Annotated in this window: 15 protein-coding genes and 1 tRNA gene; 10 read left to right on the top strand and 6 right to left on the bottom strand. The window is 37.6% G+C overall.

The annotated features are described in order from the left end of the window. Positions 1 to 78: 78 nt before the first annotated feature. The 3 genes from MKX49_RS04790 to MKX49_RS04800 form a co-directional block, all read right to left on the bottom strand. On the bottom strand, positions 79 to 540 hold the full coding sequence (locus tag MKX49_RS04790; RefSeq protein WP_207200503.1) for a GNAT family N-acetyltransferase: 462 nt from the start codon (positions 538 to 540) through the stop codon (positions 79 to 81). Next, positions 512 to 1,027: a YjcG family protein gene (locus tag MKX49_RS04795; protein WP_048686587.1), complete on the bottom strand. Its 516-nt coding sequence runs from the start codon at positions 1,025 to 1,027 to the stop codon at positions 512 to 514. Before MKX49_RS04795 ends, MKX49_RS04790 begins: the two co-directional genes overlap by 29 nt. A gap of 88 nt (positions 1,028 to 1,115) precedes the next feature. Next, positions 1,116 to 1,838 carry an alpha/beta hydrolase gene (locus tag MKX49_RS04800; protein ID WP_214769146.1) on the bottom strand — a complete coding sequence of 241 codons (723 nt, stop codon included), beginning with the start codon at positions 1,836 to 1,838 and terminating at the stop codon, positions 1,116 to 1,118. A gap of 190 nt (positions 1,839 to 2,028) precedes the next feature. On the opposite strand from MKX49_RS04800, the gene MKX49_RS04805 reads away from it, so the two are divergent. Continuing rightward, positions 2,029 to 2,586 carry a phosphatidylglycerophosphatase A family protein gene (locus tag MKX49_RS04805; protein WP_034314446.1) on the top strand — a complete coding sequence of 186 codons (558 nt, stop codon included), beginning with the start codon at positions 2,029 to 2,031 and terminating at the stop codon, positions 2,584 to 2,586. A 17-nt stretch (positions 2,587 to 2,603) separates the two neighbouring features. On the opposite strand, the gene MKX49_RS04810 is transcribed toward MKX49_RS04805, so the two are convergent. Next, positions 2,604 to 2,825 carry a hypothetical protein gene (locus MKX49_RS04810; RefSeq protein WP_034314444.1) on the bottom strand — a complete coding sequence of 74 codons (222 nt, stop codon included), beginning with the start codon at positions 2,823 to 2,825 and terminating at the stop codon, positions 2,604 to 2,606. A gap of 508 nt (positions 2,826 to 3,333) precedes the next feature. On the opposite strand from MKX49_RS04810, the gene MKX49_RS04815 reads away from it, so the two are divergent. From MKX49_RS04815 to MKX49_RS04830, 4 genes are all read left to right on the top strand, one after another. Further along, positions 3,334 to 3,879, top strand: coding sequence for a hypothetical protein (locus MKX49_RS04815; RefSeq protein ID WP_340875332.1), 546 nt, complete (start codon positions 3,334 to 3,336; stop codon positions 3,877 to 3,879). Further along, a complete protein-coding gene (locus tag MKX49_RS04820; protein ID WP_340875334.1) occupies positions 3,825 to 4,436 on the top strand; it encodes a hypothetical protein in 612 nt (203 codons plus the stop codon). Before MKX49_RS04815 ends, MKX49_RS04820 begins: the two co-directional genes overlap by 55 nt. 285 nt (positions 4,437 to 4,721) lie before the next feature. Further along, positions 4,722 to 4,793 (top strand) — tRNA-Val (locus tag MKX49_RS04825). Positions 4,794 to 5,227: 434 nt separating this feature from the next. Further along, entirely contained in the window at positions 5,228 to 5,644 is a 417-nt protein-coding gene (locus MKX49_RS04830; protein WP_054397148.1) for a hypothetical protein, read from the top strand. A gap of 768 nt (positions 5,645 to 6,412) precedes the next feature. Here MKX49_RS04830 and MKX49_RS04835 read toward each other — a convergent pair. After that, the gene (locus MKX49_RS04835; protein WP_340875338.1) at positions 6,413 to 7,549 is read right to left on the bottom strand and encodes a site-2 protease family protein; all 1,137 of its coding nucleotides are present in this window, start codon (positions 7,547 to 7,549) and stop codon (positions 6,413 to 6,415) included. A 618-nt stretch (positions 7,550 to 8,167) separates the two neighbouring features. Here MKX49_RS04835 and truA point away from each other — a divergent pair. Next, positions 8,168 to 8,905 (top strand): tRNA pseudouridine(38-40) synthase TruA, encoded by a 738-nt coding sequence (gene truA / locus MKX49_RS04840; RefSeq protein ID WP_340875340.1) that lies wholly within the window; start codon positions 8,168 to 8,170, stop codon positions 8,903 to 8,905. A gap of 110 nt (positions 8,906 to 9,015) precedes the next feature. After that, positions 9,016 to 9,540: a type 1 glutamine amidotransferase domain-containing protein gene (locus MKX49_RS04845; protein WP_340875342.1), complete on the top strand. Its 525-nt coding sequence runs from the start codon at positions 9,016 to 9,018 to the stop codon at positions 9,538 to 9,540. Positions 9,541 to 9,641: 101 nt separating this feature from the next. On the opposite strand, the gene MKX49_RS04850 is transcribed toward MKX49_RS04845, so the two are convergent. Next, positions 9,642 to 10,334 (bottom strand): DUF421 domain-containing protein, encoded by a 693-nt coding sequence (locus tag MKX49_RS04850; RefSeq protein WP_340875345.1) that lies wholly within the window; start codon positions 10,332 to 10,334, stop codon positions 9,642 to 9,644. Between the two features lie 325 nt (positions 10,335 to 10,659). Between MKX49_RS04850 and MKX49_RS04855 the strand changes: the two genes are divergently transcribed. The 3 genes from MKX49_RS04855 (at position 10,660) to MKX49_RS04865 (ending at position 14,571) form a co-directional block, all read left to right on the top strand. Then, positions 10,660 to 12,762 (top strand): YhgE/Pip domain-containing protein, encoded by a 2,103-nt coding sequence (locus tag MKX49_RS04855; RefSeq protein WP_340875348.1) that lies wholly within the window; start codon positions 10,660 to 10,662, stop codon positions 12,760 to 12,762. A 281-nt stretch (positions 12,763 to 13,043) separates the two neighbouring features. Continuing rightward, positions 13,044 to 13,886 carry an ABC transporter ATP-binding protein gene (locus MKX49_RS04860; RefSeq protein WP_057278916.1) on the top strand — a complete coding sequence of 281 codons (843 nt, stop codon included), beginning with the start codon at positions 13,044 to 13,046 and terminating at the stop codon, positions 13,884 to 13,886. Continuing rightward, a complete protein-coding gene (locus tag MKX49_RS04865; protein ID WP_034314377.1) occupies positions 13,819 to 14,571 on the top strand; it encodes an ABC transporter permease in 753 nt (250 codons plus the stop codon). Before MKX49_RS04860 ends, MKX49_RS04865 begins: the two co-directional genes overlap by 68 nt. The last annotated feature ends 20 nt before the right edge of the window (positions 14,572 to 14,591 follow it).

Below are 14,591 nucleotides of genomic sequence, written 5' to 3' on the forward strand. Positions count from 1 at the left end.
TCATAAAACGATAATTTAAGTTCATGAACGAACAAAAAAAGCTGTCCAATCAGAAGACTGAAGGACAGCTTTTTTATATCATAAAATGGTTTTCTTCATCGTTTTATGAGGAATGCCAGCATCCATGAATTCGTCGGAAACGATCTCATACCCTAATTTTGAATAAAAAGGGATGGCATGCACTTGGGAATCAAGCTTCAATTGTGGCACTTCCTGCTGGATTGCGTATTCCTCAATAGCATTCATGATCATGGCTCCGGCACCATTCTTACGGCCCGATGATAGTACACAAATGCGCTGTACTTTACCGATGTTGTCAATGACCCTGAAGCGGCCGGCACCGATTGGCTGATGCTGCTCATCATATAAAACGAAATGTGTGGACTCTTTTTCATATTCATCGATCTCTTCTTCAAGAGGGACGTTTTGTTCTTGGACGAACACTTTTCTTCGAATCATATATGCGTTTTCAAGCTCTTGGCTGTTCTCTGCGATTTTTACAAACACGAAATCATTCAGCTCCCAATCTAAATGTTTCATAAACGGTCCATGCCCCGTCTTCAAGTTGATACAGCAAGTGAACTCGTTTCACCTCTTCTTCATGGCTGATGTCAAGCATGCTTAATTGGCCTAAAACATCAGAATGCTCATTATCGGATAAATCTTGAGCGATCGTAATATGCGGGACAAATGCATGTTCACTTTCACTTTTTATGAAATCCTCATTGTTAAGTGCATCATGCAGTTCTTGAAGCCCTTCGGATAATTCTACTTTGAAATAAATAGTATTGCTTACGGGTTGGAAAGACTTCGTTTTGGTTACGCTCATCGTAAAAGGCCTGCACTTTTGAGCAATGACTTTTAATTGTTCCGCGATTGTTGAAATTTCCATATCCGTCGCTTCGAACGTTGGTTTAAGCGTTAGATGCGGTGGTATGAAAGCATATTTCGTATCATACCGTTTGCGATAGGAGTTAGCTAAATCTTGAAGTTTTTTTGAAGGGAAAATTGCAACACCATATTTCATAAATAAAACCTCCTGATATTTTTTATTGTTGTATTATAGTTGGACATGTTTTTTCTTGAAACCATCCCAAACAGATGATTTCGAGTAATTAGAACATTTCCAATAGTGCTCGTTTCAAATCTGCCTGCCAGTATTTCCAGGTATGATTACCTTCAAATTCTTCATAGAAGCAAGGAAATCCTTTTTGGTTTATTAATTTATGCAATTCCCTATTTGGTTCTATGAAGTTTGCCTTATTGCCATCCGTCGTCGGTACATCTGTTTCACCCGTCCCGATCACATGGTAAAGTTCGAGGAGATGCGGATCCTCAAAATTACGTACAGCATCCATTACTGCTTCATTGGCAAGAGGGGACTGCATGATGCATTTCCCGAATGTATGCGGATACTGCAAAGCGGCCAATAAAGAAACTGTACCGCCTAGAGAGTCACCGATCAAAGTTCGACCATGTCCCATTTGATAGGTTGGGAATTCATCATCTAAAAACGGGACTAGTTCATGGGCAAGAAAACGTATGTATGCAATGTGCTGTTCCCCGTCCGGATGATATTTGCGCCAGCGGTCAAAGCGGTCTTTATAAGGAATTCCGACAATGATGATATTCTCGATCTCATCATTCCCTAACAGTTCATCTGCTACCCGACCGATTCGGCCCATTTGAAAATAATCACGGCCATCCTGAGCAATCACAAGCGAATATTTATACAATGGCGAATAATTAGCAGGCAAGTAGACAAGCAATTCCAATTCTTCTGCTAAAGCTTCGCTTTTAAACATGTACTCTTTAATTGTGCCTTTGCGTAAACTCATTCTCCCGCACCTCAATGATAATTAATAATGAAAAACAACTTACTTGATTATTTTAGCATAGCCTTGCAACTTTTTCCCGCGACAAGAATTTGGAATATAAAATTTTCGTTATATTTTCTAAAAATTTAAATTATAAGGTGCTATAATACAAGGATATAGAAAAATAATACAAAAAAAGGTGGCGAATAAAATGGCAGATGTACACGTGCACAGCAGGGAAGTGACAAAGGCGGCTAAACGAACATTATTGGAGCGTGGTGTCAGTGTGGAGGCAATTGCAAAAATCGTTTATGAATTGCAGTTCCCGTACAAAGCTGATCTTAAGCTGGAGGAATGCATCCACAGCGTTGAGCGTGTCCTGTTGAAAAGGGAAATTCAACATGCCATTTTAGTCGGTGTGGAGCTGGATAAACTGGCAGAGCAAAAAAAACTATCAGAACCCCTGCAATCGATTGTTGAATCAGATGAAGGGCTATTCGGAGTGGATGAAACGATTGCCTTTGGTGCTGTACTCGGTTACGGAAGCATTGCTGTAACGACCTTTGGCCATTTGGATAAAAATAAAATAGGCGTCATACACGAACTTGATAAGAAGCAAGAAGGAATCGTGCATACCTTCCTGGATGATATCGTTGCAAGCATTGCCGCGAGTGCCGCCTCAAGGTTAGCTCATCGTCTGAGAGATGAAGAAGAATCGTTAACTGAACAGGAAAAGGACATCCAGGAAGAAGAAGAGTTAATAGGTTGAACCTTGAAGAGCAATTTTCAGCCAGATCTGTAAAACCTGGCCTTAATGAGGCGGGCAGAAAGGATATTGGCTACTTTAAATGTCCGTTTTGTCTGCCTTAGAAAACAGAATGCGTGAATATGGCCTGGATAAATTTCAAGCACCTGGATTTTCCGTTGCGTAATCTTACCTTGTTCGGAGAGATAAATTATTTCTAATGGAGCATTTTCTTCCATATGTTTACGAAGTATATATTTCATTCCCAGTCACTCCTTTGCTGACTTGCTTGCTATCATTATATGCGAACATACGTTTTGTATGCAAGTGAAAAGGGAACCTTGGTTCTGTTTTGTTGTGAGGGTAAATGGAATAAGATGAAATTATAACTTTTTTAATATAATATGTAGACTTTTTAACAAAAAAACAAAAAACATCAACCAAAACTGAAGTGCGATTATACCTCACCTCATCTTTCAGATTGAGAATAAAGAATCTGTTTCCCCGATTATATCCACAAAAATCCCTTCCATATTGTTAACGACCACCTTCTTAATAAGATATATAATCCAGTAGATTTTTGCTGTTTGAGTTAGATTTATTTTCAAATTTGTAACATATGTACAAACATCTTTTCTTTTAATGAATAAAATAACCCGAAAATAAAAAAAGAAAAGGTGATTATAATTAAAAATCATTATTCCATTTCACATTGTAATTCCTTTATAGACACCACATATCTTAATAAGAAATGTGTGCAAAAGAAACCGGATGATTGTCATAGCTGCCATAAGAAACACAATGACTGTATTTGTCATCAAAAGAAACCGGATGATTGTCATAGCTGCCATAAGAAACACAATGACTGTATTTGTCATCAAAAGAAACCGGATGATTGTCATAGCTGCCAAAAGAAACACAATGTCTGTATTTGCCACCAAAAGAAACCGGATGATTGTCATAGCTGCCAAAAGAAACACAATGTCTGTATTTGCCACCAAAAGAAACTGGATGATTGTCATTGCTGTCATAAGAAACACAATGACTGTATTTGTCATCAAAAGAAACCGGATGATTGTCACTGCTGTCATAAGAAACACAATGACTGTATTTGTGAGCAAAAGAAAGATGATGACTGTCATTTGTGCCATAAGAAACATAATGACTGTATTTGTCATCAAAAGAAACCAGATGATTGTCATTGTTGTCATAAAAAACACAGTGACTGTATTTGTGAGCAAAAGAAACCCGATGACTGTCATTTGTGCCATAAGAAACATAATGACTGTCACTGTGACAATAAGAAAGATAATCTAGTAAGAGCATCTGCGTTCAGGGCTAATAAGAACACACCACAACTTTACGAAGCAGCGTTAACTCCCTCTGTAAAAGTTTTATTCCAAACTGAACAGTTTGATTTAGCAGATGAATATAATCCGCACATATCAACATTTATTCCAACTAAGGATGGAATTTATGAGATAACAGCAAAAGTCTCGTTTTGTCCGTCAAAAAGGAAAAGCGATGATTCCTCAAAAAACAAAAAAGATAATTGCAAATGTGATTATTGCAGTAAAAATAGTTGCAACTGTGATTATTGCAGAAAACATCATTCTTCAAAAGACAAAAAAAAGAATTCTTCAAAAGAAGGATATGTCGCATCCATTTCCATTAACGTAAATGGAGATAATTTAGATATTGTTAATGACTTCTTGGAAAAATCAAGACCTATTGGACTATCGGTTACTACAATCCTTCAGTTACAAGCAGGAGATCGGGTACAAGTATTATTTAGCGCAGATGCAAACGGAGAAATTTTAGCAGAAGCATCTTTAACAAACTTTCAGGCTGCTAGATTCCCTTCTCCAATGTAAAGATCTTTCTGCTTTAGTCTTAGATTGAGTAAATGGACATCATATTTGTTAATTAAAGTTGAGTAAATGTATGATTAGGAGCCTTTGATTCTATTTCGAGAAATTTTTGGGGTAAGAACGAACTTTCAGGGATTAACTTCTAAGACCGCACTTTACGGAAAAAAACTTTTTTAGCAAAACTACTTGTTTTATTTTGAATACCACTATATAATAAATCTTGTTCAGAAAAGAAGTCAGCAACTAAGTAAGTTTTAAACCAAGCTCTAAAGAGCTTGATTTACATACGACTTGTTAGCTCAGTGGGAGAGCACTTCCTTGACAGGGAAGGGGTCGTGGGTTCGAATCCCTCACAGGTCATCAACTAACAAAGGCTTAAATCCTTGATATAACAAGGATTTGGGTCTTTTTTTTGTTTACACAGATATAGTTCATTATGTATTAATTACTTAATTGGTGGCGGATAGAGAAGGATTTGAACGTACTACAGGTCAATTATTTGTAATAATTAATATTTCAAGGAACTGTAGGTAAAGCCTTTTGCATATTCAGCTAACGATGGAGGTTAAAAACAAGACCGTATTTTTGGCTTTTCTTTAAAAGGTACATAATTATATTCTTCGGTAAAACCCACTTTACTATAATGTGTTGGATTACTCACTACCAAATACCATGCACGGGAATTTTTAAATGTGTGATTTTAATACCTCAACAGTTTATTATATTGATAAAGGATGAAGAATTTAATCTGCTACTATAATTTGGTAAGTCTTTAAAAGGGAAGTGATTGTTAAATGCTTTATATAAGCGATATCGAAAAGATAATTAATAACACATTAAATGAGCACAATTTGGATATTATTTATGAATTTGACAATAATCTAAGTGCACCTATGAGTTATAACGTATCGACCAATACTATAAAATTCAATTACCTTCAAGTTAACGGTTATAAAGGGAAAATTAGAATTAAAGAGACTGAGGAAGACTTTGTTAAAATTATTCTTTATCGTATGATTGGTTATTATTTAGATTTTAAGAAAAACAAACATGATTTAAGGATTTTAATGTATGGTCACGAAGAAGAAAAAGAAAAGCTGAAATCTGAAATAGAAACTAATGCTTGGGATTATGGGAGAACATTAATACCTGAACAACTATTGGAGTCATATGATAAAGTTCGTGAATTGGACAAAATGTTAATAAATTAATGTACTCTAAGAAAATGGAGACCCGACTTTAAACTAAAACAAGAAAAAGAAGCCTCCTTGGAGAATCTCTCTGGCTGAATTTTGAGTGAGAAATTAAACTGATATCCAATAAGACAAGACCCAGAGAAAGAGGAGTTGTCTTAGAAAGATTGATGAATAAACAAATAGAAAATCAAGTTCAAAGTTCGTGCTCGATTTTTAAGAGATATCGATTACTTGACATAAGAAATTCACTGGACTGAACATACTTCTGAAGAAAGGTTTTAATGAACAACATATACTAGATAAAGAGGAAAGAGATTATTGGTAAAGCGTCTCCAAAGAACGATTGCGTAGATAAGTATTATGACCTGCTCATCCAACGATTTGTTCATGGCAGTAACATAATTACGATGTTTTTATCCAACCAAACTTGAAGCAATTTAATCGAGAACAGTTTCTTGCTATATATGATGGTATTAATAGAAACCGTCAATGGTATGGGGATAGATTTGGATGCTTAGTGCTATCATTGTAATTTTGGTTTTATTAATATTTCCTTTTGTATATTTGATTTTAGGAACTGAGATATTTGGTGTTTAATTTTTGATAATCCTGATGATCTTTCTTCGATTAACAGGGGCTTTAGTTCTATAGGGTGTAATAAAAGAGAGTACAAGAAGTAGTCTCTTTTATTTATACATAATTAACATTAATGTTTCACAAGCCTAAATAAATGGACAGTCAAAGGGGGGAACTCATAAAGTGAGGTCCCCCTTTCATAATGTATTACGGTAATAAAGTTTTATATTGTTCCATTAAATCACCTGCATATAAGCTAGTTATCATTAAGAAAATGGCAAGCCCAATGTATAATGAGAACCAGATGACTTTTGTTTTGAGACTCGATGAGTAATAGGATTTCTCTTTATCCCTAATTTCAGTTTGTTCTTGCACTTCTTTAAAGAACTTTGCTGCTATTCGTTCATACGTGCCTATATTTTCAAAATCGGTCGGTCCGTTCTGGTATTCATTCGAATTAGCAGCATCCATTAAGGATCTATAAATACTTAATTTTACCTCGGTCAGCTGTTTTTCTTTTAGCTTATTATCATCAAATAGCGGGATATGCCAACTCTTCATGTTGTTAAACTTTTCATATTGTTGGCTTGATTCCATATTCCAAATATTAACCAGGCGAATTTTTTCTTCATCTGTTGCAGCTGGATATTGTTCTAGTTGCCTTAATCCAAATTGATTCAATTCAATGATGATGTCTCTTTGATTTCTGGTTGTCTCGCTACGAATTTCTTTCCACCACTTAGAAATACCCAATAATAAGAAAAGAATTAAGAATGGATTTGGATGGAGAAACAAATATACAACCATCCCGATAATCCCTACTACCCAAAGCTTTGTGGAGATGACTCCCACTATACGTCCTCCATCAAGAGGATGCACAGGCATTAGATTAAATAGGTTAATCATGGCTCCCAGTGTAATAACTAAAAGCCAAAATGGATTTTCCGTCATCATAAATAGGGGGATGGCTGGTAGAAATGCTAATGTACCTAATAAAGGACCACCGAAGGCAAGATAAGCTTCTTGGTTAGCATTCTTGGGTTCTTCTTTAAGGGCAATTAATGCTCCGACAAAAGGGATGAAAATGGCATTGGATGTTTTGATGCCTTTTCTCTTTGCAGCAAGTAAATGCCCCATTTCATGGATGTAAATTAGATAGACTAGGGCTACGGCAAATTTCCAACCGTAAACCAAGGCATACGCACCTAATGAAACGAAAATAGAAATCAGGGAACCTACTTTTGCTATTTTCAATAGCGCAAACAACCATTTCATTTTCCCCAGGAAAAATAACCCGATGGCCCCCAAACTTAACCATCCTTTTTTCGATATAGATTCTTTCAAAATGTACCTCCTAGAGTAAATGGGAAAACAGATGACCCCAGTGACACTATGTCTATCTGAGCTCCTTCTTGATTTATCATCTTGCTAATATCCTTATTATATCGTATTAGATCATACATTTCTTATCATATTAGTAATATTTTTCTAGAATATTAACTTTCAAGTATTACATTTTTTTATAATTAAGATAGAGTTCTGTCCTTAATATTTAGGGCCCTCACAGGTCATCAACTATCAAAGGCTCAAATCCTTGATATAACAAGGGTTTGGGTCTTTTTTATTTTTAATTTCCATTTATCATTCCTGTGTGTTTTTACGCAGTGCATAGAAACTGCATGTGAAGGTGAATCGTTCGTTGCATGACGCTAGCCACTTTGGTACACTATGCAGAAGTGCATTTCAGCTAGGATTTACTATCGCATGTAGATAAGATGCTATCGTCTTTACATAATTTGGTCTTTGTAAGCGATGGGGTGCTCCCGAACGAAATATGGTACAAAACTTTAACAATATAAATGTTTTTCTAGGAAGACCATCTGTCCCCTCATACAGCAGGAGTTGTATGGGGGCTTGTATTTTACTGAGAATTTTCTGTTTAGATGAAATAAGGAGGAAGCAATGAACAATTATAAATTGACCATTCAATATGATGGCGGGCGCTATAAAGGCTGGCAGCGGCTTGGTAATAGTGATGATACGATTCAAGGGAAAATAGAAAATGTATTAACGGAAATGGCAGGGGAAAAAATCGAGATCATCGGATGCAGCAGAACGGATGCCGGTGTTCATGCCCTTGCTCAAATCGCCAATTTTAAGATCGGTGAAAATCTGACTGAAGTTGAAATCATGAATTATTTGAATAGATATTTACCAAGAGATATCAGCATTGTCGAGGTTACGCTAGTCCCTGAACGTTTTCATGCCCGTTATAATGCTAAGGATAAAACCTATTTGTATAAAATCTGGAACGAGCCATATACAAATCCTTTCATGCGAAAGTACAGTATGCATGTAGAGGAAAAGCTGGATATCACTAGAATGAAAAAAGGATGTCAATATTTTGTAGGTGAACATGATTTCACTGCTTTTTCAAATGCAAAATCCAAGAAAAAATCCATGGTACGTGAAATATATTCCATTGATATAGAAGAAGATGCCGGTTTCATCGAAATTACAGTACGAGGCGATGGATTTCTTTATAATATGGTTAGAAAGATTGTCGGGACGTTGATAGAAGTTGGGTTGGGTGAAATAGATGCTGAAAATATACCAAGTATTATTGAGTCAAAAGAAAGAATCCAAACGGGCCGTATGGCGGAGGCAGCTGGGTTATACTTGGTAAAGGTTGATTTTTAGACCGGTTATTGATGCATGTGTTAATGCATGTAATGTGTACAGGCAGTAGAAAAAGGGAAGTAATAGGGAAGAATGGTAAAGCGGAAAGTACGAAAGAAGGAGAGATTTTCATGAGATTAGCAGGAAAGAAAATAATCAGTCTTGTGCACCATGATTTTGAAGATTTAGAACTCTGGTATCCGATTTTACGTTTAAAAGAAGAAGGGGCGATTGTTCATCTCGCCGGAGAAAAGGCGAATGAAACATACATTGGAAAATATGGTGTACCAGCCATATCTGATTATGAGTATGGCAGTATCAAAGCTGAAGAATATGATGCCATTCTTGTACCAGGCGGTTGGGCACCCGACAAAATTCGCCGGTTTCCTGAAGTGATAACGCTTATCCAAAGCATGGAAGAAAATAAAAAACCCATTGGGCAAATTTGTCACGCTGGTTGGGTGTTGATATCCGCGAAAATTTTACAGGGGAAGAATGTAACGAGTACACCTGGCATTAAAGATGATATGGAAAACGCAGGGGCAACTTGGATAGATGAGCCCGTCGTCGTAGATGGAAACCTTGTGTCAAGCAGACGTCCACCTGATCTGCCGGATTATTTAAGAGAATTGATAAACGTGATTGAAAAGGGTTAAATCCATAGTACGGTGAAAAAGTGGTTTTTCCTTCTGGAAAAACCACTTTTTCTATCCATACCCGAATTTATTTTTTAATGCTGATTTTGAAATGCTAAAGATCATACCCTTGATTGATCCTTAATCAAATCAATATACAAATTTCCTTTTGTCCCTACGACAGCATACGAGATATCAAAAACAGCAAGGTTTCTTTTTTTGAGCTCAGCCATCAGCCATTCGTCATTGTAGGTTTCTTTGGATAAGTTATCATATAAGATCTTCCCCTCATAGACCAGTTCAATCGGTACAGAACCTGCTGGGGGCAGTATTGGTAAATCCTGCTTGGTAGCATTTTGGTATTGTTCTTTTTTTAATACAGAGAGTGAGCCATTTATCTCTAAAATGGCACAATCAACTTCATCTATGTTGAAAATATCTTTTCCCCGCAAAGCCTGTTTAAGAGAATCCAGTGAATACCCCATCCGTTCCATTGACTCTTCGAGAATCCTTCCTTTTTGAATTAAAGTGGCAGGTTCTCCAGCAATCCATTTCCCGAAACGTGGATTTCGAACCGCTAGATGATTGAGCATGAAAACGATGGTACCCATAATAATGATTGCAATGATAAAATACAGGAATTTAATTTTAATATTGAATGCTAGATTTCCGGCAATTGTCCCCATCGTAATGGAAGCGATATAAAGGTGATAGGTCCTCTGGGCAATTGTTTGTTTACCGAGGAGTTGGACAAATATCCATAATAAAATAAAAGAGGTAAAGGTTCGAAAGATGATTTCAACAGATTCCGACATGGTGATTACTCCCTTACAAAACTCCCGACAGTTCATTTGTGATAGTATGTTCTTGTATCTTGCCGTTTATTCTGTAAAGGAAAATGAGGTAACCGTCTTTGATAAGGGAACCAGTATTACAATTGGTATATTTAATTTAACGGTTACGATAAACAACTTTTCTTATAAAACAGGCATTCATATAAGTGTAATATCAGGAAGCAAGCCGCTCATTACTTGCTTCTTTTTTATTTGGTTTGATGAATCCATGGATATGTTTACTTAGTATCGATTAAGAAATTTCTTCGAATAATAGTATCAAAATACATTTGCACGGGGGTATGTTTTGAGAAATATTCAGGAAATTTTCATTGACGATTTAAAAAGCATTTATAAAAATTTCTTTGTTTGTATCGTAATAGTCTTTCTCATGTTCATTCCTTCCATTTATGCGTGGTTTAATATTGTCGCATCATGGGACCCGTATGCAAATACGGAAGGAATTCTTGTCGGTGTTGCCAATAATGATAAAGGTGCGGAGTTAAATGGCGAAGCCGTGAACATAGGCAAGGAAGTAATGGAAGGGTTAAAGGAGAATAAGGATCTGGGCTGGAGGTTCACATCGGAAAAAGAAGCGATAGAAAAGGTGGAAAAGGGTGATTATTATGCATCCATCATCATTCCGGAGAACTTTTCCGAACATATTGCGACGATCATGACCGATGACCCTAAGAAGGCGGAGATTGATTACTATGTTAATGAAAAAATCAATTCCATTGCTCCTAAAATTACGGCAGCGGGTGCCAACAGCATTGTGGACAATGTGAGCAAAACCTTTATCAAATCAGCCAGTGGGAGTATCCTTGCAATCTTTAATGAACTGGGAATCACCTTGCAAAACGAGTTGCCGACAATTCAAAAAATGAAAAATATGGTTTATTTATTAGAGGCTGAACTGCCTGAGCTTGAACAAAATATCAAAACCGTTCAAACACATGTCAAAAAGGCTGAAGATATCATTAAGAGGGTCAATGATGGCCTGAATTCGATAGAAGGAATAACATCACAGAAGGACAAATTGGTATCGGACGTTTCTAGTTATGTAGATTCAACAAGGCAGGCATTCGAGGGAATCAGTCCCCTTTTGAAAAATGATATTGCGAACATCAGGAGCGATAATGAATCCATTTTAGTGCTGGCAAACCGGTTAACGGGTCAGGATTTACCTGACAATGAGTCGGATCAGCTAGTGGAACAAGGGGTAACGAGGATAAATAAAGAGTTGTACCTTTTGGACAGTATGTATAATTTATTGGTGAGAGTCAATCAATTTAATGAGAAAAACGTTCTTCAGCCAGAAATACAGCTGGTAGATGAACTAAGGGATAATGCTTCGAACCAACTTCAAGCGCTGAATGACCGAGCATACGGCAATCTTATCGAACTTGGCAGGAACAATGATCAAGTCTTGGCAAGCTTCCAGGAGAGCTATTCAAAGGAAACGGGGCCAAAATTCAATGAAATCTGGAATGAAACAGAAGCAATATTGAATAATGTCCAGCTTACGATGGAGGAGGGAACCAAGGTTCTTCCTGAGGTGAGGACGCTGTTGAATGAGACCAATCGAACATTGGAAACACGTACAGCGGATATTGATAAGTTACAGAATAAGTTTCCGGAAATCGAAACGAAAATAAAGGCTCTGGCTTCTAAAATGAGGGAAATTGATAAGTCTTATAATATGGAAGAAGTGATCGATTTCCTAAGGAATGATATTGAACAAGAAAGTGAATTTTTTTCAGAACCAGTTCTGCTCAATAAACACAGTCTCTTTCCGATTCCGAACTATGGATCCGCCATGTCTCCTTTCTTTACGGCACTTTCCCTTTGGGTCGGCGGTACAATATTGATTTCCATGCTTAGCGTGGGTGTTTCTCAAAAGGTCTACAGCCCGTATCAAATTTATATCGGGCGGTATCTTATATTTTTCATCATTGGGGTAATGCAGGCTCTTAGTGTTTCCATTGGGAATATCGTCCTTATCGGTGTTTATGTAGCTGATAAATTTGAGTACATCCTGTTTTCCGTTCTGATAAGTACGGTATTTACACTCATTGTCTACACCTTCGTTTCCGTTCTTGGAAATATTGGAAAAGGGATAAGCGTCGTCTTGATGGTCCTTCAAATATCAAGTTCAGGCGGTACCTTCCCCATTCAAGTCACACCGCCCTTTTTTCAGCATATTAACCCTTTCTTGCCGTTCACCTATGCTGTGGGTTTGCTTCGTGAATCTGTTGGGGGAATAACCTGGAGTGTAGCTGGCAAGGACATTTTTATCCTGATTCTCTTTTTAATAATCACGTTCATCTTAGGTGTCATTTTGAAAAAGCCTCTGCATGCAAGGACACAAAAGATGAAGGATAAATTGTATGGAAGCAGGATTTTTTAAGGTCGGTGCTGGAGACCGCGGTTAACTGAAGTTAAAAATTTATGGATATAATCAGCCTGAACCCTTACAAAGGGCTCAGGTTTTTTTATTTGCTGATTGGGATTTGTTCATTTGTATTTTTGTGTAAGTCTGGAATATTTATCAATACATCGACAATTGAATAGAAAGATACCGATAAATTAGAATTTTTGCATTTTTATAGTTGACAAAAACCATTGGATTAATCATTATTAAGAAATAATGTTTAGTAAATCGATGCGATATAAAAGTGGGGTGACTTTATGTATTTAACAATAGATGGCATTGAAAAAAGTTTTAAGAATGAAAAGAAAGAAAGCATAAAGGTGCTCGATAAGATAAACATAGAGGTCGAGAAAGGAAGCTTCGTTTCGATCGTCGGCCCTTCAGGATGTGGTAAATCCACGCTCCTTTATCTGATTGCCGGCCTTGATAAGGCAGATGTGGGTGAAATACGTGTAGCTGGGAAAAAAGTGGTGAAGCCAGGTCCGGAACGGGTTGTCGTGTTTCAGGAGGCGGGGTTATTTCCTTGGCTGACAGTACTTGAAAATGTTACATACGGATTGAAGATAAAGAAAATGCCCAAAGAAGAGGCAAAAGCCAAGGCATTGGACATTTTAAAGATGGTTCACCTCAGCCGATATGTTGACTCCTATCCTCATCAACTCTCAGGAGGAATGAAACAGAGGGTAGCCATCGCAAGAGCGTTGGTGATGGAACCGGATATCCTGTTGATGGATGAACCATTCTCCGCACTTGATGAGCAAACGAGGATGGTTTTGCATAAAGAGCTGCTCGAAATCTGGAGAAAAACTAAAGTGACGATCTTTTTCGTTACCCATAATATTCGCGAGGCTGTTCAGCTTTCCGAAAAAATTATCGTCTTTGCTACCCGTCCCGGGAAAATCAAAGAGACGATTTCCGTTCCTTCAATGAAAGATGGAGTTATGCCGGATAGTGTAACTTTGCATACAGAACAAAGGGTTCTATCGATTTTGCAGGAGGAAATTGAAAAAGTGCTGAAGGAGGAAATGGGGAATGATTACAGCTTTAAGACGAATCATATTCATCGCGATGATAGCGGGGATATGGGAAGTCACATCTAGACTTTCCAGTCTTCCGGATTTCATGTTTCCGAGCCTGACTCAGGTTTTGGAAACTCTGTTTAAGGGACTGATGAGCGGACAAATAACCGAAGCCATCGGAAAAAGCCTTGGCCGTATCCTGATCGGCTTTATGATTGCCATTATAGTAGGTCTGATATTAGGATATTTCATTTGGCGCTTTAAATTGGTCGAAGACACTTTAGGATTCGTCGTGACGGCATTACAGTCCATTCCGAGTATCGTGTGGTTCCCTTTGGCGATCATTTGGTTTGGATTGAATGATTTTTCGATCCTCTTCATCGTCACCATCGGCGCAACTTGGACGATGACGGTTAATGCAACCAGTGGCTTCCGGAATGTACCCCAGTTGTATCAGCGGGTTGCCAAAACATATGGATCGACCGGATTTCATTTTCTTCGTACCGTGATTTTACCAGCATCCGTCCCGCAAATAATATCCGGTCTCCGAATTGCATGGGCCTTTTCCTGGCGTGCATTGATGGCAGGTGAATTACTTGGCGGGGGAGGCGGTCTTGGCCAATTGCTGGAAATGGGAAGATCACTTGGTCAAATGGATTTGGTCATCTCCGTGATGATCATCATCGCAATCATCGGAACAATCGTGGATAATGTTGTCTTCTCCCGTCTTGAACGTAATGTTCAACTGAAATGGGGAGTGAAGTAACGGTAGTTTAATAAAATAAT

Source organism: Peribacillus sp. FSL M8-0224, from assembly GCF_038003055.1.
GTDB lineage: Bacteria > Bacillota > Bacilli > Bacillales > DSM-1321 > Peribacillus > Peribacillus frigoritolerans.